Origin of the sequence: Flaviaestuariibacter amylovorans (assembly GCF_039541815.1) — a bacterium.
GTDB classification, from domain to species: Bacteria; Bacteroidota; Bacteroidia; order Chitinophagales; family Chitinophagaceae; genus Flavisolibacter; species Flavisolibacter amylovorans.
Genome location: NZ_BAABGY010000011.1, coordinates 204,825 through 221,525, shown reverse-complemented (window position 1 = coordinate 221,525; position 16,701 = coordinate 204,825). Strand labels below are relative to the sequence as shown.

Annotated in this window: 15 protein-coding genes; 11 read left to right on the top strand and 4 right to left on the bottom strand. The window is 60.8% G+C overall.

Features of this window, described 5'->3' with window-relative positions; genetic code table 11:
* Positions 1-48: 48 nt before the first annotated feature.
* The 4 genes from ABD937_RS17830 to ABD937_RS17815 all read left to right on the top strand — a co-directional run bounded on the left by ABD937_RS17830 (position 49) and on the right by ABD937_RS17815 (position 4,161).
* The gene (locus ABD937_RS17830; protein ID WP_345257189.1) at positions 49-1,074 is read left to right on the top strand and encodes a sensor histidine kinase; all 1,026 of its coding nucleotides are present in this window, start codon (positions 49-51) and stop codon (positions 1,072-1,074) included.
* Positions 1,071-1,766, top strand: a complete 696-nt coding sequence (locus ABD937_RS17825; protein WP_345257188.1) for a LytR/AlgR family response regulator transcription factor — start codon at positions 1,071-1,073, stop codon at positions 1,764-1,766. The genes ABD937_RS17830 and ABD937_RS17825 overlap by 4 nt, the downstream gene beginning before the upstream one ends.
* Positions 1,767-1,979: 213 nt before the next feature.
* Positions 1,980-3,047 carry a hypothetical protein gene (locus tag ABD937_RS17820; RefSeq protein ID WP_345257186.1) on the top strand — a complete coding sequence of 356 codons (1,068 nt, stop codon included), beginning with the start codon at positions 1,980-1,982 and terminating at the stop codon, positions 3,045-3,047.
* A 184-nt stretch (positions 3,048-3,231) separates the two neighbouring features.
* Positions 3,232-4,161 (top strand): hypothetical protein, encoded by a 930-nt coding sequence (locus tag ABD937_RS17815; RefSeq protein WP_345257185.1) that lies wholly within the window; start codon positions 3,232-3,234, stop codon positions 4,159-4,161.
* A gap of 246 nt (positions 4,162-4,407) precedes the next feature.
* On the opposite strand, the gene ABD937_RS17810 is transcribed toward ABD937_RS17815, so the two are convergent.
* Positions 4,408-4,659 carry a hypothetical protein gene (locus tag ABD937_RS17810; RefSeq protein WP_345257184.1) on the bottom strand — a complete coding sequence of 84 codons (252 nt, stop codon included), beginning with the start codon at positions 4,657-4,659 and terminating at the stop codon, positions 4,408-4,410.
* 123 nt (positions 4,660-4,782) lie between these two features.
* A complete protein-coding gene (locus ABD937_RS17805) occupies positions 4,783-5,571 on the bottom strand; it encodes a hypothetical protein (RefSeq protein ID WP_345257183.1) in 789 nt (262 codons plus the stop codon).
* A 257-nt stretch (positions 5,572-5,828) separates the two neighbouring features.
* Between ABD937_RS17805 and ABD937_RS17800 the strand changes: the two genes are divergently transcribed.
* A complete protein-coding gene (locus ABD937_RS17800) occupies positions 5,829-6,701 on the top strand; it encodes a DNA/RNA non-specific endonuclease (protein ID WP_345257182.1) in 873 nt (290 codons plus the stop codon).
* Positions 6,702-6,783: 82 nt separating this feature from the next.
* Here ABD937_RS17800 and ABD937_RS17795 read toward each other — a convergent pair whose 3' ends face one another.
* Positions 6,784-7,158 (bottom strand): four helix bundle protein, encoded by a 375-nt coding sequence (locus ABD937_RS17795; protein ID WP_345257181.1) that lies wholly within the window; start codon positions 7,156-7,158, stop codon positions 6,784-6,786.
* Between the two features lie 118 nt (positions 7,159-7,276).
* Here ABD937_RS17795 and ABD937_RS17790 point away from each other — a divergent pair, with 118 nt between their 5' ends.
* The 5 genes from ABD937_RS17790 to ABD937_RS17770 all read left to right on the top strand — a co-directional run bounded on the left by ABD937_RS17790 (position 7,277) and on the right by ABD937_RS17770 (position 14,474).
* Complete coding sequence (locus ABD937_RS17790; protein ID WP_345257180.1) at positions 7,277-8,599, top strand: APC family permease; 1,323 nt, start codon at positions 7,277-7,279, stop codon at positions 8,597-8,599.
* A 582-nt stretch (positions 8,600-9,181) separates the two neighbouring features.
* Positions 9,182-9,847: a uracil-DNA glycosylase family protein gene (locus ABD937_RS17785; RefSeq protein ID WP_345257179.1), complete on the top strand. Its 666-nt coding sequence runs from the start codon at positions 9,182-9,184 to the stop codon at positions 9,845-9,847.
* 185 nt (positions 9,848-10,032) lie between these two features.
* Positions 10,033-11,451 (top strand): MATE family efflux transporter, encoded by a 1,419-nt coding sequence (locus ABD937_RS17780; protein WP_345257178.1) that lies wholly within the window; start codon positions 10,033-10,035, stop codon positions 11,449-11,451.
* Positions 11,452-12,459: 1,008 nt separating this feature from the next.
* On the top strand, positions 12,460-13,521 hold the full coding sequence (locus ABD937_RS17775) for an AI-2E family transporter (RefSeq protein ID WP_345257177.1): 1,062 nt from the start codon (positions 12,460-12,462) through the stop codon (positions 13,519-13,521).
* A 188-nt stretch (positions 13,522-13,709) separates the two neighbouring features.
* Positions 13,710-14,474 (top strand): murein L,D-transpeptidase catalytic domain family protein, encoded by a 765-nt coding sequence (locus ABD937_RS17770; protein WP_345257176.1) that lies wholly within the window; start codon positions 13,710-13,712, stop codon positions 14,472-14,474.
* A gap of 324 nt (positions 14,475-14,798) precedes the next feature.
* Here ABD937_RS17770 and ABD937_RS17765 read toward each other — a convergent pair whose 3' ends face one another.
* Positions 14,799-15,674: an OmpA/MotB family protein gene (locus ABD937_RS17765; RefSeq protein WP_345257174.1), complete on the bottom strand. Its 876-nt coding sequence runs from the start codon at positions 15,672-15,674 to the stop codon at positions 14,799-14,801.
* Between the two features lie 55 nt (positions 15,675-15,729).
* Here ABD937_RS17765 and ABD937_RS17760 point away from each other — a divergent pair, with 55 nt between their 5' ends.
* Positions 15,730-16,254 carry a class IV adenylate cyclase gene (locus ABD937_RS17760; protein WP_345257173.1) on the top strand — a complete coding sequence of 175 codons (525 nt, stop codon included), beginning with the start codon at positions 15,730-15,732 and terminating at the stop codon, positions 16,252-16,254.
* The last annotated feature ends 447 nt before the right edge of the window (positions 16,255-16,701 follow it).

The window sequence follows — 16,701 nt, the reverse complement described above, 5'->3', positions numbered from 1 at the left end:
TTGCAGAACCGCCCCGCCCCCGCAACCCGGCTGTCCTATCTTCATTCCATGACCCGAAAGCAGCTCACCTGGACCTATGCCGCGCTCCTCTTCCTCCTCATCTGGGGCCTCGACGTGCTGACACTTCTGAAGTACAAAAGGGGGCTGCGCCTCGCAGACGTGCTGGGGCTTTTCCACCTGTCGCAGCTCGTTTATATCCTCGCCACGCTGCTGCTGACACGGCTCGTGCTCCGCCGCTGGTACACCACCGGCCGCTATGTCCTCCTGGCCGCCGGGCTGCTGGCCCTGGTACCCGGCTTCGTATTGCTCCGCTATGGCATCGAGGAAACGCTTTACCCCGCCCTCTTCGGCTACCGCAACTACGGAAAGAACACCGCCTTTGTCTTTTACTTCCTCGACAACGTGTATTACGCGTTGCTCTATATCGGGCTGGGCGCCTTTGTGTTTTTTGTTGACGAGGCCTCGGGCGCGCGCAAGCGACAGCAGGAGCTGCAGGCACAAAGCCGCGACGCCGAGCTGGCCTTTCTCCGCTCGCAGATCCAGCCGCACTTTCTCTTCAACTCGCTCAACAACATCTACGCCCTCTCCTACAAAGGCTCGCCGAAGGCGCCCGAGGCCATCCTGAAGCTGAGCGAGCTGATGCGCTATATGCTCTATGAGAAAAAGGAGGCCCTGCCGCTGCGTACCGAGTGGGAGTACGTACAGCACTTCATTGCCCTGCAGCAGCTGCGCTACGAGGGCGGGGTAGCCGTGGAAGCCGAAGCGGCGGGCGCGCTCGACGAATGGCAGCTCCCGCCCTACCTGCTCATCGCCTTCGTGGAAAACGCGTTTAAACACGGCGACTTCGGCGCGGGTCGCCCGCTGACCCTGCGTGTGGAGGCAGGCGAGCGGGAGCTGCGCTTCGTATCGGCGAACCAGATCGGCCGGCAGCAAAAAGACGCTGCCGGCGGCATCGGCCTGGAGAACGTGCGGCGCCGTCTCGAGCTGCTGTATCCCGGCAGGCACCGGCTCGATATCGACGCCACGGATGGACATTTCCGCGTAACCTTGCACCTGAGTAAAACGCCCGCATGAACCTCCGCGTAGCCATCCTCGACGACGAGCCCCTGGCCATTGAGCTGCTCTCCGACTACGTGCAGCGCACGGAAGGCCTCGCGCTCGTATGGGCCGGCACCGATCCCTACGTTGCGCTGCGCCTCGTGCAGGCGGGCGGCGTCGACCTGATGCTGCTCGACGTGCAGATGCCGGAACTCACGGGATTGCAGTTCCTCAAGATCGCGGGCGACGGCTGCCGCTTCATCCTCAGCACGGCCTATCCCGACTACGCCCTCGACGGCTACGAATACAATATCGTCGACTACCTGCTGAAGCCGGTGTCGCCGGAGCGCTTCGCGAAGGCCATCGCCAAAGTGAAGACGCCAGCCACTCCGGCAAAAGCTTCGGAGCCGGCGCGGCCCGATCATATTTTTCTGAAAAGTGAATACAAGCTGGTGCGCATCGCGCTGAACGAGATCCTGTACGTGGAAGCGCTGCGCGATTACGTGGCCGTGCATACAACAGGGGGCGGCAAGCTCCTGAGCCTCGAGCCCATGCGGCGCCTGGAGGAAGTTTTGCCTGCCGATCGCTTCGTACGGATCCATAAATCGTATATCATCGCGCTCGACAAGATCGGGCACATCGAGCGGAACTTCGTGGCGCTGGCGGGACGCGAGCTGCCGATCGGGAGTACGTATAAGGAGGAGTTGTTGCGGCGGGTGAGCGGGTGAGCGGGTGAGCAAAGCCGGATTGATTCCAGACTGTGTCAATCCTCCCCTTCAATTTGACCAACTAACCACAGGCACAGGTTGCACCCAGCAGCACAGGGGCCAGCCCGCGGGAAAAGTGAGAAGCCGATTCCTTTGAAGACGCTCCCCTTTCCTTTGGGAAGGGGTCGGGGGATGGGCTCCTTTTCGTATCTTTTCACAAACACCCGCTCCTCCATGCGCTCCCTCTTTTTGTTCCTGTTCGTTTTGCTCGGCAGCATCCTCCGTGCCCAGGACCTGACCGGCACCTGGGAAGGCACCGAGGAGGGCAATTACATGCGGCTCGTGATCGTGAAGGTGGGCGATGAATACATCGGCTATACTTACGATACCGACCCCGCCGGCGGCTGGTGCCACGTCAACTTCAGAGGCACCTACGACCCCGACACACGCACCCTCAAAGGCTCCGGCGACGGCATGATCGCCCGCCGCGGCTCCCACGTGGAATGCACCTTCGAGCTCCGCTTCAGCAAAGGCAGCAGCGCCGACGAGCTCAAAGGCACCGAGCACACGAAAGGCGCCCCCAAGCCCCTCTTTGACTTCCTCGACTTCGACGCCGGCCCCGTAGAACTACGGCGCATCACCCGCCGCTTCGACACCACGGCCTATATGCGCACCTTCCTGCCCCAGCCACCGGCGCCCGTTGTGCGCACGCCGCAACCTACCGCAAAGCCCGCGGCAAAGCCGGCGCCGCCACCACGCGCCGCCGCGGCCCGCCTCGCGCCGCCGAAACGGAATACGACCGCCGCCGCCCGGCCCCGCACCGAGCCCCCGAAGCGCGCGCTCCCGCCAAAGCCGGCCACCCAGCTTCCGGCACGCACCGAGCCGGTGACGGCAACGCCGGCCGCCCCACCCCCGAAAGCAGCGGCCCCGACGGCGCCGCCCGCCCTGCTCGCCCTGCGGAACGACCGGCGCAGCACCGTGCTCCGGGAAGTGGCCGTACGCACCCGCACCGTTACGCTCCACGTGTTCGACAACGGACAGCCCGACGGCGATACCGTGAGCATCCTGCACAACAACCGCGTGCTCGTGCGCCAGCGCCTCGTTACCGTGCAGCCCCAGACCCTTACACTCACCCTCGACGAGGGCCCCAACGAGATCGTGTTCCTCGCCCATAACGTAGGCCGCATCCCCCCCAACACCGCCTCACTCCTGCTCGAAGCCGACGGACAGCGCTACTCGCTCACGGCCAGCACCGACCTCCAGCAGAATGCCGTGCTCCGGATCCGGTATGAACCTGAATAAGGTTCAGGGGGTTTAGGAGGTTTAGAAGGTTGGTTACCGGAAGGCCGACATAACTTAAAAACCGGTCGTCCACGATAGCCTTTCACCGCCGCCAACCCAAGAATTTCCTGAACTTCCTAAACCTCCTAAACCCCCTAAACCTCCTAAACCCCCTAAACCTCCTAAACCTCCTAAACCTTTTCCAATGCGCCTCCTCATCTTCTTGTTGACCCTGATGCTTTCCAGCCAGGCTACCGCCCAGGACCTTTCCGGGACCTGGGAAGGCCGCGGCTCCATCGGCATGCGCTATGTGAAGATGGTGCTCGTGCGCGCGGGCGATAAGTACGTGGGCTATACCTACGACGAGAGCGGCGGCGGGTTTTGCCAGGTCAATTTCGAAGGCTCCTTCGACGTTTCGAAGCAGCGCCTCAAAGGAAGCGGGCAGGGCGTGATCCGCAAAACCTTCGACCATTCGCAATCGTCGTTCGTGCTTTACTACTCCGCCAGCGGCGGACGTGAATGGCTCACCGGCTCGGCGCACGCCCGCGGCGCGCTGATGCAGGCACTTAGCTTCGGGGCGGGCATTTCGGTGACCCTCTCGCGCAGCAGCCGGCAGGCAGACAGTACCGTATTTATGCGGAACGCCATCGCCGCCGCGGCCCGCACATCCGATCCGCCGGCAGTAGCAGCAACAGAAACTCCCGTGGCAGTGATGACCGCTCCCGAGCCCACGCCCGCAGCGGCCGCGCCCCCCATCCTTCCCGACAGCACGGCCGCCCTGCTGGCCCTCCGCAGCGCGCGGCGCACCGACACCATGCAGGTGATCGATACCGATGCGCCGGAGATCACGATCCGGGTATTCGACAACGGGGTGTTCGATGGCGATACGGTGAGCATCCTGCACAACGACCGCGTGGTGGCCGATCACCAGGCGGTGCGCCCTGAGCCCATCGTGTTCCGCATTGCCCTGGCCGACACCGCCTCGGCGCAGGCAGTCACGCTCATCGCCCACAACGAGGGCCGCATCCCGCCCAACAGCGCCCTGGTGGTGATCGATGCCGGTGGCCGCCAGTACCGCATCACGGCGCATACCGACGCACGGCGGAACGCGCTGGTGCTGGTGCGGAGGCGGTGATCGGGAATCGGCAATCGGCAATCGGCAATCGGCAATCGGGAGTCGGGAATCGGCAGTCAAGCCTTCGAGCAGGTAGTCGGCAGGTCCTGCATCGTCTGGTGTATAATCTTTTCAACCGGCACGGAACAAACAGCAAAGGCCGCAAAGAATCCTCTTTGCGGCCTTTGGTATTATAGCATCGATGTTGACTTGGAGTAGCATCCAACAAGCGGGCTCATTGCCGATTGCCGATTGCCGGTTCCCGCCTCACGTCCCCTGGTGCTCCCGGATCGCGGTATCGAGCCCGGGCTCGGCCTGCTGCACCCACTCGGGCAGGCCGGGGGCCGACGCACGCCACTGCCCTTCGGGGCTCCGCTGCATATGAAAATAGATCCGCTGTCCGCGGTCGTCGGGTACGTCTACCTCGTAGCGGGTGTCTTCGCCGGCAGGCAGGAGCCGCAGGTTGAACTCACGCTGGCGGTTGCCGGCTTTAATGATACAGGAGAAATGAATGTTCATAATGGTCGCTTATGGCCCAGGTGCCCGCAAAGGTAGCGCGGCGCCGGACGCGGCGGTTCCACTGAAAAAATTATGCCCCACTCGCGGCTGCGGGTGGGGCATATCCTAAAAAACGATGAAAGATCAGGGCGTCGGCGGGTAGTCGCGCGAGCGGGCCTTGCGGGCCGCGTCGGTGTAGGTCTTGCCCAGCTCGCGGATACGGTCCTGCGCATTGGTGAGCTGTACGATATAGTTGAGCGAGAGGTCGCTTGCTGCCGTGAGGGTGGGCTGCAGGCCCTTGTCGAGCAGGGCTTCAAGCTTGCGCTGGCGCGCGAGGTAATCGGTGCGCTCGGCGGCGGTGCCGGCTTTGGCGGCGGCGCATTCCTGTACGGCAGTGGCGAGGGCCTTCACTTCGGCACTCTGGTCACCGCTGTTGAGGCGCGAGGTCACGAGGTCGCGGGCGATGATGGTGCGCTTGTCGTACTCCGCCTGCAGTTGCTGCCACGACTGCTGCACGAGATCGAGGTAATAGGGATGGTTGACGAGGGCATCCACCAGCTCGGCGTCGGGCACTACCTTCCACTGTCCGTCCACCTTCCGGAGCGGCAGGCGCAGGGTGCCGTTCTTGACGGTGCTGATGTCGCCGGCCGTTTCCTCGGTGAGCGAAGCCACGTCGAAGAGGGTAGCCACCGAAGCGCTTTTGCGGTGCGCCTTCTCCTGCTCGAGTGCGGTGCGCTGCGACAGCTCGTCGCGGCTTTTGTCGATGAGCCCTTGTGCCGCCGGGTCGCTCAGGGCTGCGGCTTCTGTCCAGTTGAGGCCGTAGAGCTGCTCTACGAATTCGGTGGCCACGGCCTTGGGTGCTTTTTCGGAATTACAGGAAGCGAGCCCTGCGCCAACTAGCGCCAGGGCGAGTACATAAAAGATACGGTTCATAAGGTGTGTGTTTTATAGCAAGTGTTAGATTACGCCCTCACCGAAACCGCATCCCGCTCCCACGCTGCTTCGTTTCCGCACTCCGGGGATGCTTCTCGTAAGGTAGTCAAAAAAAGGAAGGACGCGAAATGAAATGCGGTATTTTCAAAACGTGTTCGCGCAGGAGCTCTGCCGTCAGCGCCCCACTTGCTCCGGGACGGCAAAACGGGCCAGCGCCGGTTGCTTCTCCCTATCTTCAACCCCCGAACCTGTTGTACATGCGCTCCTCCTCCCGTCGCTCTTCTTCCAATGGCCTCCTGCTCCTCGTGATCCTGCTGCTGCTGGCGCTGGTGGTCTTCCTGTTCGTATGCCGCCGCCAGCGCAACGACCCCGCGGGTAATGCCGAAACCACGGGCAGCCATACCGGCAGCGCCAGCACGTCGCCCGCGCCTCCCGCGCTGCAGCGACTCGAAGTGCCCACGCCGCAGCCTGGCGACGAGCTCGTGGCCCACGAAGGCTATACCCTCGGCTACCGCGACGCCGCCGGGCAGGCGGCCTGGGTGGCCTACCTCCTCACGGCGGCCGAGGTGGCGGCACCCAACACGCGGCGCAGCAACAACTTCCGCCCCGACCCCGACGTGCGCAGCGGCACCGCTACCAACGCCGACTACGAAGGCTCGGGCTACGACCGCGGCCACCTCGCCCCCGCCGAAGACCTGTCGTACAGTGCCGATGCGATGAGCGCCTCCTTTTATTACAGCAATATGAGTCCGCAGGTGCCCGCCTTCAACCGTGGTGTGTGGAAGCGCCTCGAGGAGCTCGTGCGCTTCTGGGCCACGGCCTACGACAGCGTCTACATCGCCACCGGCCCCATACTCGAAGAGGGCCTGCGCCGCATCGGCCCCAACAGCGTGGCGGTGCCGGAGCGCTTCTACAAAGTGGTGCTGCTCTACGGCCGCGGGGGCACGCGGGGCATCGGCTTCCTGCTCCGCAATGAGCCCTCGGCCGCCACCCTCCGCTCCTTCGCCGTTCCCATCGACCAGGTGGAAGCCATGACCGGCCTCGATTTCTTTCCACAATTGCCGGATGAAGTGGAAGCAAAGATCGAAAGCGACCCACGTGTGAACGAGTGGCGATGGACAAGGAAATAATGGGAGAATGGGGTAATGGGGTAATGGGGTAATGGAGTAATGGGGTGATGGGGTAATGGGGTGATGGGAGAATTAGCGTAAATCATTTGCTGCTGTTATTGCGCCTAGCAGTTTCGATGCTGCTGGTTAGCAATCTCTGTATCGGGTCTAACCGATGAAGAAGTGTGCGTGGGTCGGGATAGCCGGGGGCATAGAGACACATAAATAGCCAGCCTTCCGTTTCGCATGCTTCTTTCTGTCCGGTCTTCAGTTTGTTGACAAAATCTGCCCGACTTGCAGGATGCTGCGCTTCGCGGATTTGCGCATGAATAGATGTGCCACTCTTAAATAATTGATGCGACATCTCAAATTCGCGGATCGCACGTAGCTCCTTACAAAATGCGATGACAGCCACAGCGAAGTCAAAGCTGAGGTTCAACAAGGGGTTATCGGGTTGATAGGGTGTAAGTTCTTCCATTTTTTGCACTGAAATTGAGTTTGCCCATCAATCGAACCATGTGATTTTCCTCACACTTTTCTGTGTTTTTCCTATTCCCCCATTACCCCATCCTCCCATTACCCCATTATTTTGCAGCATGCCTCAACCTGCTGCTTCTGCCAAGCTGCGCCCGCTGCAGCTGGCTGCCGTTATTTTTCTCACCGTGTCCGGCGGGCCTTACGGGCTCGAGCCGCTGCTGGCGCAGGCCGGCACCAGCGCGGCACTCCTGCTCCTGCTCGTGACGCCGATCCTCTGGGACATTCCCACCATTCTCACCGTGCTGGAGCTCAACTCGATGATGCCCGTGAGCGGCGGCTATTACAAGTGGGTGAAAACGGCGCTCGGCCTCCGCGCCGGATTCTATGAAGGCTGGTGGAGCTGGCTCTACACCTTCGCCGACCTCGCCATCTACCCCGTGCTGTTCGTGTCGTACCTCGCCTTTTTCTTCCCGGGCATTGACGCATACAAGATCCCGATCTGTCTCGCCATCATCTGGATCTCCGCGGGTATCAACATCCTCGGCATCGTGCAGGTGGGCCGCTTCTCCATCGTGCTGAGCAGCGCCGTGCTGGGCGCCTTTGGCGTGCTGCTTGGGTACACGGTCTGGAAATACGGCAGCCTCACGGTGCCCGCGCAAACGCTGCAGGGCAGTAGTTATACGGCCATCGGCCTCGGGCTCTACACGGTGATGTGGAACTTCATCGGCTGGGACAATGTGACGACCTATGCCGACGAGGTACGCAAGCCGGTGCGGGCCTACCTGCTCTCCATCGCCATCGCGTTCGTGGCCGTGATCGCCATCTATGCCGTGGCCCTGCTGATCGCCATGACCGCAGGTATGAACGGCGCCGACCTCGAGAAGCAGGGCTTCCCCGCGTTGGGTGCGCTGGTGGGCGGGCGTTGGCTCGGCTCGGTGATCGCGGTGGGCGGTCTTGCGTCCATGCTGGGACTGTATTCGGCGGTGCTGCTGTCGGTATCGCGCATCCCCAAGGCGATGTCGGACGACGGGCTGCTGCCCGCCAGGCTGCACGCGCTGCACCCGAAGTACGGATCGCCGTGGCTGTCGGTATTGTGCTGCTCGGCAGTAGTGAGCGGGATGATCTTCTGGGACTTCGGCGAGCTGCTGGTGATCGACATCACGCTGTACGGCGCGGCGCTGCTGCTCGAGTACGTGGCCCTGATCCGGTTCCGCATCCGGGAGCCCCACCGCGAGCGCCCCTTCCGCATCCCGCTCGGCGTACCGGGCCTCGTCGTGATGGCGGCGCTCCCCTTCGTGGTGTATTTCGTGGCGCTGAGCGCCGCTTTTATGGATGAAGGCGGCTCGCTGAAGCCGCTGCTCTTTGCGCTGTGTACGCTCGCGAGCGCCGAGGTGGTGTGGCAGTTCATTGCGTGGCGGAGAAGGGCGAAGGGGTTGGGGTGATGGCCGCAGAGGCCGCATGCGGCCATGTGCACGGCGGCACGGAGGCACAGCGGCACGGCGATACTTTTTTATCGCCGCAAGCGGCTCGCTTTTCTCAAAGCGGCATGCGGGTTTCACGCGGAGACGCTAAGACGCGGAGTACGCAAAGAAACCTTGATTGACACCATGACCATCATTGCGGACCCTGCGTCATTGCGAGCGCAGCGAAGCAATCTCCGGCGTTACGCGGAGTGTTCGCAACTGGCCGTTACGCAGGGTGTTTGAAAGCGGAAGTCTTGGACGCGGTGTTGTCGGTAGTCAGCGGGCTCCTTGGTTTTTGCCTCAAGCGTAACGGGGGAGATTGCTTCGTTGCAGGCTGCCTGCGGCGCCTGCTGTCTCGCAATGACGTCCTGCACCGACCACTCCGCCAGGTGTAAAAGGAACCGACGAATAACTGCGTCTTAGCGTCTCCGCGAGAAGCCCACGTCGAACGTTGAAGAATGCCAGCCGCTTGCGGCGACCAACCAGGAAATGGCGCCGATCGTAAACCGCAATCATTCAGCGGCGGGATGCGCCGTTCCGCGCCACCCGTATTTTTACTCTATGAAGACCTGGGCACAGCAACTCTATCACTTCTATACCCACTTCACCCCGGGTGAGCTACCCAACCACGTGGCGTGGCTCTTCCCGCAGCGGCAGCCTGAGGTACGCAAAGTCGTCAAGGCCTTTCTCGACAAATACTACAACGACCGGAACGAGCGGCGCCTCCTGCTCGGCATCAACCCCGGGCGCTTCGGCGCGGGCGTCACCGGCGTCAACTTCACGGCACCGAAGCAGCTCACCGAAGTGCTCAGTATCCCGCATCCCTTCAAGTCGCAAAGCGAGCTCTCGGCCGAATTCATCTACGACCTCATCGCGGCTTACGGCGGCCCGGAGGCCTTCTTCGGGCGGCACTTCATAGGCTCTGTGTGCCCGCTCGGCTTCGTGAAGGGCGGCAAGAACATCAACTACTACGACGACCCGGCGCTGCTTGCCGCCGTGGAGCCCTTCATCATCGAGAGCATCGAAACGCAGCTGCGCCTGCCCGTAGACCGCAGCGCGTGTGGCTGCATCGGCGAAGACAAGAATTTCAAGTACCTGTCGAAGCTCAACGAGCGCTTCGGCTGGTTCGATCGTATCGCCCCACTCCCACACCCCCGCTTCGTGATGCAGTACCGCCGCCGCGAGAAAGAGCAGTTCATCGACCGCTACCTGCAGTTCCTCCACTAAGCCCGTTTTGATTTTCGGAAAGAACGAATACATTTGTTCCTCCACAAGCAACGAATATGAAGTTTTGACCCGGGGGCAGCGCGTAACGCATCCCGTTCCCTGCCTCCACCGCCTCCCGACCAACCCATCCGCCACCGGCGCCCTGCCCGCGTGGCCTATTCCTTTACTTCAATTCGTTCTTTCCCATGACTACGAAGACCCTTTCTTCGAATAAGACGGTATCCATTTTACAAACGATCGGCCGCGCCCTGCTCGGCGAGCACCAGGACTTCACCCAGGGCAGCCTGCGCCGCGCCGTAGTGCTGCTGGCCATTCCCATGATCATCGAGATGGGCATGGAGAGCGTGTTCGCGCTCGTGGACCTGTTCTTCGTTGCCAAGCTCGGCCCGCACGCCATCTCCACCGTGGGCCTCACCGAATCGGTACTCACCATCATCTATTCGCTCGCCATCGGCGGCTCCATGGCCGGCACCGCGCTGGTGGCCCGGCGCGTGGGCGAGAAGAACGCCGCCGGCGCGGCCGACACCGCCATGCAGGTAGTGCTCGTAGGCCTGGCAGTAAGCATTTTGGTGAGCATCGCCGGCCTGGCGCTGGCGCCGCAGATCCTCGGGCTGATGGGCGCCGAGCCGGAAACGATCCGCATCGGCACCCCCTACACCCGGATCATGATGGGCAGCAGCACCTTCATCATGATGCTCTTCCTCATCAACGGCATCTTCCGCGGCGCGGGCGACGCCTCGGTGGCCATGAAGAGCCTCGTGCTGGCCAACGTGTGCAACATCATTCTCTGCCCGGTGCTCATCCGCGGCCTCGGTCCCATCCCGGCCATGGGCCTTACCGGCGCCGCGCTGGCAACGACCATCGGCCGCGGCATCGGCGTGTGCTACCAGCTCTGGCACCTCTTCGGCGGGCGGGGCGTGGTGAAGCTCACTGCCGCCAAAGTAAAGGCCGAGTGGCCCCTCATCCGCAGCGTGCTTTCTGTGGCCTGGCCGGCTACGCTGCAGTTCATCATCGCGTCGTGCAGCTGGGTGTTCCTCACGCGCCTCGTAGCCGAAACCGGTGGGCACAACGCCTCCGCCGGCTACCAGATCGCCATCCGCCTCGTCGTCTTCTTCATCCTGCCGGCCTGGGGCATCTCGAATGCCGCGGCCACGCTGGTGGGACAGAACCTGGGCGCCAACAACCCCGCGCGTGCCGAAGCCGCCGTATGGAAAACGGTCAAGTACAACATGGTGTTCATGGGCACGGTATCTCTGATCTTCCTGCTGGCGACGCGCCCCCTGATTGCCGTCTTCACCACCGAGCCGGCGGTCACCGAGACCGCGGTGCAGGCCCTGCGCATCATCGCCCTGGGCTATATCTTCTATGGCATGGGCATGGTGCTCGTGAACTCCTTCAACGGGGCGGGCGACACCAAGACGCCAACGGTGATCAACTTCTTCGGCTTCTGGCTTTTCCAGATCCCGCTGGCCTGGCTGCTGGCCAAGCCGCTGGGGATGGGACCTACCGGCGTGTTCATCGCCATCCCGGTGGCCGAAACGGCGATCAACTTCGTATCGCTGGCCGTGTTCCGCAAAGGCAAATGGAAACAAGTCAAGGTGTGATCTCAGATCGGTGATCTCGGATCTGGGATCTGGATTTCAGATGGGTGATCTCGGATTTCAGATTTAGGCTGACGCACGCCGAAGGGATCTCAGATCGGTGATCTCGGATCTGGGATCTGGATTTCAGATGGCTGATTTCAGATTTCAGATTTAGGCTGACGCACGCCGAAGGGATCTCAGATCGGTGATCTCGGATCTGGGATCTGGATTTCAGATGGCTGATTTCAGATTTCAGATTTAGGCTGACGCACGCCGAAGGGATCTCAGATCGGTGATCTCGGATCTGGGATCTGGATTTCAGATGGGTGATCTCGGATTTCAGATTTAGGCTGACGCACGCCGAAGGGATCTCAGATCGGTGATCTCGGATCTGGGATCGATAGCTGACGCACGCGGGGGAGATCTCAGATCGGCAATCTCGGATGTGTGATCTTTTGCTGACGCCGATTGTGCTGATTCATTCGTAACCAATACATGGTCAATTGCTTTGCTCATTGAAAGCAATCAGACTGACCGGACCGAAACAGCTCTGAGATCACCGATCCGAGATCTGAGATCGGTGATCGTGGATGTGAGATCTATTGCTGACGCACGCTTTCTGGATCTTTCCGAAATGGCCTTGATACCTTTTGGAGACGGTACCGATGCCGTCAGGAATGTTCCACCAAAGGCAGATCCGAGATCACCGATCCGAGATCTGAGATCGGCGGTCGTGGATGTGAGATCTATTGCTGACGCACGCTTTCTGGATCTTTCCGAAATGGCTTTGATGCCTTTTGGAGAAGGTACCGATGCCGCCAGGAATGTTCCACCAAAGGCAGATCCGAGATCACCGATCCGAGATCTGAGATCCAAAAAAGGGGCGCGTTGCGCTCCTTTTTTGTGGCGGGAATGTGTTTTGCAAAAGCTCCGGTGTGCGCAGGTAGCTATTTGTCTTTCGACGATCACTCCGGCTGCACTGACCCATAGATCCGACATCATCACATCTGACATCTTAGATTTCCCTCCATGACCGCCCCGAGCAACCCGACGCCCAATAATACGCTGGATTCGAACATGATCCGGCAGGTAGCCTTTATCCTGTTCATCCTCTTCCTGGGCATCGTGCTGATGCGGGAGCTCTGGTTCTTCTTCCCGGCCCTGCTCGGCGCCACCACGCTCTACGTGATCATGCGGGGGCGGATGCTCTACCTCGTGGAGCGGCGCGGCTGGAAGCCCGGTCAGGCAGCCTGGATCCTGATGCTGCTCTCCTTCTTCGTGATCCTCGTACCCATCGGTATCCTCGGCAATATCCTCTATGCCAAGATCTCCTATGCCGTAGAGCATTCCAACGAACTGCTCGAAGCACTGAAGCGGATGAGCCTGCGCCTCAGCAAGGGGATCGGCTATAACCTCGTCAGCCCCGATGCGATCAACCAGCTCGGGCCCTTCCTCACCCGCCTCCTGCCCAAAGTGCTCGGCATCACGCTCGATACGCTGGCGCTTATCAGCACCATGTATTTCATGCTTTACTACATGCTCATTTACGGGCGCCGGATGGAAGATGCGCTCTATGAATACATCCCGCTCAAAGACGGCAACGTAGAGCTTCTGGGCAACGAGCTCCGCACGATGGTGGTGGCCAATACGATCGGCATCCCGCTCATCGCCTTTATCCAGGGCCTCGTGGGGCTCATCGGGTACCTCATCATCGGCATCGACGAGCCCTGGCTCTGGTTTGCCGCCACCTGCATCACGGCCATGCTGCCGGTGGTAGGCTCCGGGCTCGTGTATATACCGCTGACGATCATGCTGTTTGCGAAGGGCGACACCGGCAAAGGCATCGCCATGGCCATCTGGGGCATCGGGTTCATCGGGCTTGTCGACAACCTCGTGCGCCTCATTTTAAACAAGAAACTGGGCGATATACACCCGCTGGTGACCATTTTCGGGGTGATTGCGGGGGTGCAATTGTTCGGTTTTATTGGCCTCATATTTGGCCCCCTGCTCATCAGTATGTTCATCCTCCTGTTGCGTATCTATGGCAACGAATTTTTGAGCAAACGCCGCGAAATGAGGCGGGTAAAGTAAGGAAATTCCTTACTGCCGGGCATGCCACTTTTAATATGTAGTGATTTGTTTTTCAGCACTTTAACATCGATGTTAAGTTACACATAAACACCATGTGTTTCTTTCGGCAAGCGGGTTGGGTAGTGTACATTCGTGTTCTCGTTGCGCAAGCAGCGGGACCAATCACCTGGAAAAACCCCTCGCTGACCATGAAAAAAACCCTCCTGCCCCTCCTCCTGTGCCTCGGTGTGTCGTTTGCCGTTGTGCCTGTGATCAAAGCCGGAAGCCGTAGCGCCACCACCATCAGCGCCGGCATCGCCAACGCCACCGCCCCCGGCGATTCACTGGCCACGGTTACCGAGGCTGCCCCCACTGCCGAAGCTGCTGCCGCCGAGCTCTACCATTCGCTGGAGCTGGATCGCCTTGGTCTTTCCTTCGACGCGATGAAATATGCCTGGAAAGGCTTCCAGGAGCTCCAGGAGCAGGGCGCCGTACCCAACGACGCCATCCTGACGGTGATCGACTTCTCCCAGCCCTCTTCCAAAAAGCGCATGTATATCCTGGATGTCAGGAACAAGCAGGTGCTGTACAATACCTATGTAGCCCACGGCAAGAACTCCGGCCTCCAGTATGCCGAGCGCTTCTCCAACCGTCATGAGTCGCTGCAGAGCAGCCTGGGCTTCTATGTCACCAAGGGCACTTATTTCGGCAAGCACGGCCTGTCGCTGCGCCTCGCCGGCCAGGAAGAAGGCTTCAACAGCAACGCCGAGTCGCGCGCTGTAGTGGTGCATGGCGCCGAGTACATCGGCTCCAGCCGCGCCGACGCCGCCTTCATGGGTCGCTCCTTCGGTTGCCCCGCCGTTCCGCAAGCGCAGTCGGCCACGGTGATCAATATGATCAAGAACGGCACGGCGCTGTTCATCTACCATCCCTCGCAGACCTATATCCACGGCTCGAAGCTGCTGAACTCCTGATCCTGACACGCTCGAAATAGAAAGGTCCCGCCATTTGGCGGGACTTTTTGTTTTTGCTTTTATCCGGCCGCAGGCGGCCTACCTTTTCCAAAAGCAGCATGCGGGTTTCGCGCGGAGACGCGGAGCACGCAAAGTGATGGTCCTGCCTGCGGCAGGACGTTCACACGGCGGCACGGCGACACAGCGGCACGGCGGATACATACATAGATTACTGCGTCTTGGCGCCTTTGCGTCTCCGCGCGAAACCCGCGTACCCCTTTGATGACTGCCAGCCGCTTGCGGCGGGAAAAAGGTAGTGCGTAAAACGGTGAGCGCAGCGAACACCTACTTTGATCCCGTACTTCCACCCGCCGCTCCCGGCGCGGGCGTTTCCAGCAGCCGCATGAGCTCGTCGAGCTTCGGGGCCAGGATGATCTCGGTGCGGCGGTTGCGGGCGCGGCCCTCGGCGGTGGTGTTCGTATCTACGGGCTCGTACTGGCTGCGGCCCGAAGCCGTGACGCGCAGCGGGTCCATCTTGTACGTATCGGTGAGGATGCGGACGATGGAGGTGGAGCGCGCCACCGAGAGCGACCAGTTGTCTTCGTAGCGGCCGCGGATCGGGATGGAGTCGGTATGCCCCTCGATCAGCACACCGATGTCGGCGTTGGCGTTGAGGGCGGTGGCGAGCTTGCCGAGCGCTTCCTTACCACGCGGGTTCACTTCCGCCGAGCCCGACGGAAAGAGCAGGCTCTCCTGCAGGCTCACATAGACCTTACCGTTGCGCACCGACACCGTCAGCTCGTCGGACTTGAAGTTGCCGAGCGCGCGCGACATCTTCTGCCGCAGGTCTTCCACCGCCTGGCGCTGCTGCTCCATCAGCTGCTGCATTTTGGCGAGGCGGGCCCGCTCGTCGGCCAGCTGCTGCTGGGTCATGTTGGCGAGGCGGCCGAGCTCGGCGGCGTTCTTGCCGGCGGCATCCACCTGCCCGATGAGGCGCGCGTTCTCGCCCTGAAGGTCGGTGACGCGGGTGCTGCAATTGGCCACCTGCGTGTTGAGCCCGGATACCTGCGTATTGAGTTCGTTGATGTTGCTGCTGAGGCGGGCGGCCTGCTCGGTGAGGGCCTGCTCGCGGGCAAGCGCGTCCTTGTATTTGCGCGAGGAGACGCAGGAGCCGAGGCCCAGGAAGAGGGTAGCGGCGAAAAGAAGGGGCAGTTGCTTCATGCGGTCGTTTTTTGAGGGGGAGGTTTAAAAAATAGTGCCGTTCTTGCGGGCTCTTATGCACCTGAACTACGAATTTAAAGCACGAACCGCGCGCCTCGACGAGCTGGAGGCATCGCTTCAGGCCAAAGCCCCGCGCTATGCCGGCGAAGACGCCCAGACCGACACCTACTTCCAGGTAGCGCACGGGCGGCTGAAGCTCCGCGAAGGCAACATCGAGAACTCGCTCATCCACTACGTGCGGCACAACATCGCCGGCGCCAAGCAGAGCGACGTCATCCTCTACAACCACGAGCCGAGCCCGCACCTGAAGGCGGCCCTCACCACCGCCCTCGGCATCAAGGTGGTGGTCGAAAAGCGCCGCCGCATCTATTTCGTCGATAACGTCAAGATCCACTTCGACCGCGTGGCCGCGCTCGGCACCTTCGTTGAGGTAGAAGCCATCGACAGCGACGGCTCCATCGGCATCGAACGACTCAGGGAGCAATGCACCGAGTGGGCCGCGTTCTTCGGGATACAAGCGGATGAGTACGTGTCGGAGTCTTATAGTGATCTGCTGTTGAAGGCGGAGGAAGCTGAATAAGAGATATTTACCGCCAAGAAGCGAAGCCGCTAAGGTATTCGCTAAGAAAGTCTGCGCTGACTCGCGGCCTTTGATTTGGAATATGCTCAAGTCTGCGGCACCGCAGGAGCCCCGCCTGCCCTTTGGAGAAAACTTTCGATTGAGCCATGGCAATAATGACGGGCAGGCAGAGAAGGAACGCACCCCGAAGCTTCGGGGGTCACGTATCCAATACGATTAGCGCGGATGATCGCTTCTATTGCTTCGGTTCCATATCTGCCAGCTTCTGATACAGGTAAGATTTTTTTAGTACGATTTGTTATGTTACATCGGAACAACCTGTTACCAATAGACAAATAGACCAACAGACAAAGTCTCTCCTTAGCGAAACCCTTAGCCCCTTCTTTCTTGGCGGTTCAAAAACCCTTTTTCCCCTTCAAACGCCTTTCGCGTTGGTTCGTTTCTTTC

What these genes read in the sequence shown, in the direction of transcription:
- ABD937_RS17785 (WP_345257179.1), top strand. Translation starts at nt 9,182, where the DNA reads ATGAAGACCTGGGCACAGCAACTCTATCACTTCTATACCCACTTCACC.
- ABD937_RS17775 (WP_345257177.1), top strand. Translation starts at nt 12,460, where the DNA reads ATGACCGCCCCGAGCAACCCGACGCCCAATAATACGCTGGATTCGAAC.
- ABD937_RS17830 (WP_345257189.1), top strand. Translation starts at nt 49, where the DNA reads ATGACCCGAAAGCAGCTCACCTGGACCTATGCCGCGCTCCTCTTCCTC.
- ABD937_RS17810 (WP_345257184.1), bottom strand. Translation starts at nt 4,659, where the DNA reads ATGAACATTCATTTCTCCTGTATCATTAAAGCCGGCAACCGCCAGCGT.
- ABD937_RS17770 (WP_345257176.1), top strand. Translation starts at nt 13,710, where the DNA reads ATGAAAAAAACCCTCCTGCCCCTCCTCCTGTGCCTCGGTGTGTCGTTT.
- ABD937_RS17765 (WP_345257174.1), bottom strand. Translation starts at nt 15,674, where the DNA reads ATGAAGCAACTGCCCCTTCTTTTCGCCGCTACCCTCTTCCTGGGCCTC.
- ABD937_RS17795 (WP_345257181.1), bottom strand. Translation starts at nt 7,158, where the DNA reads ATGGAAGAACTTACACCCTATCAACCCGATAACCCCTTGTTGAACCTC.
- ABD937_RS17790 (WP_345257180.1), top strand. Translation starts at nt 7,277, where the DNA reads ATGCCTCAACCTGCTGCTTCTGCCAAGCTGCGCCCGCTGCAGCTGGCT.
- ABD937_RS17825 (WP_345257188.1), top strand. Translation starts at nt 1,071, where the DNA reads ATGAACCTCCGCGTAGCCATCCTCGACGACGAGCCCCTGGCCATTGAG.
- ABD937_RS17805 (WP_345257183.1), bottom strand. Translation starts at nt 5,571, where the DNA reads ATGAACCGTATCTTTTATGTACTCGCCCTGGCGCTAGTTGGCGCAGGG.
- ABD937_RS17815 (WP_345257185.1), top strand. Translation starts at nt 3,232, where the DNA reads ATGCGCCTCCTCATCTTCTTGTTGACCCTGATGCTTTCCAGCCAGGCT.
- ABD937_RS17780 (WP_345257178.1), top strand. Translation starts at nt 10,033, where the DNA reads ATGACTACGAAGACCCTTTCTTCGAATAAGACGGTATCCATTTTACAA.
- ABD937_RS17800 (WP_345257182.1), top strand. Translation starts at nt 5,829, where the DNA reads ATGCGCTCCTCCTCCCGTCGCTCTTCTTCCAATGGCCTCCTGCTCCTC.
- ABD937_RS17820 (WP_345257186.1), top strand. Translation starts at nt 1,980, where the DNA reads ATGCGCTCCCTCTTTTTGTTCCTGTTCGTTTTGCTCGGCAGCATCCTC.
- ABD937_RS17760 (WP_345257173.1), top strand. Translation starts at nt 15,730, where the DNA reads ATGCACCTGAACTACGAATTTAAAGCACGAACCGCGCGCCTCGACGAG.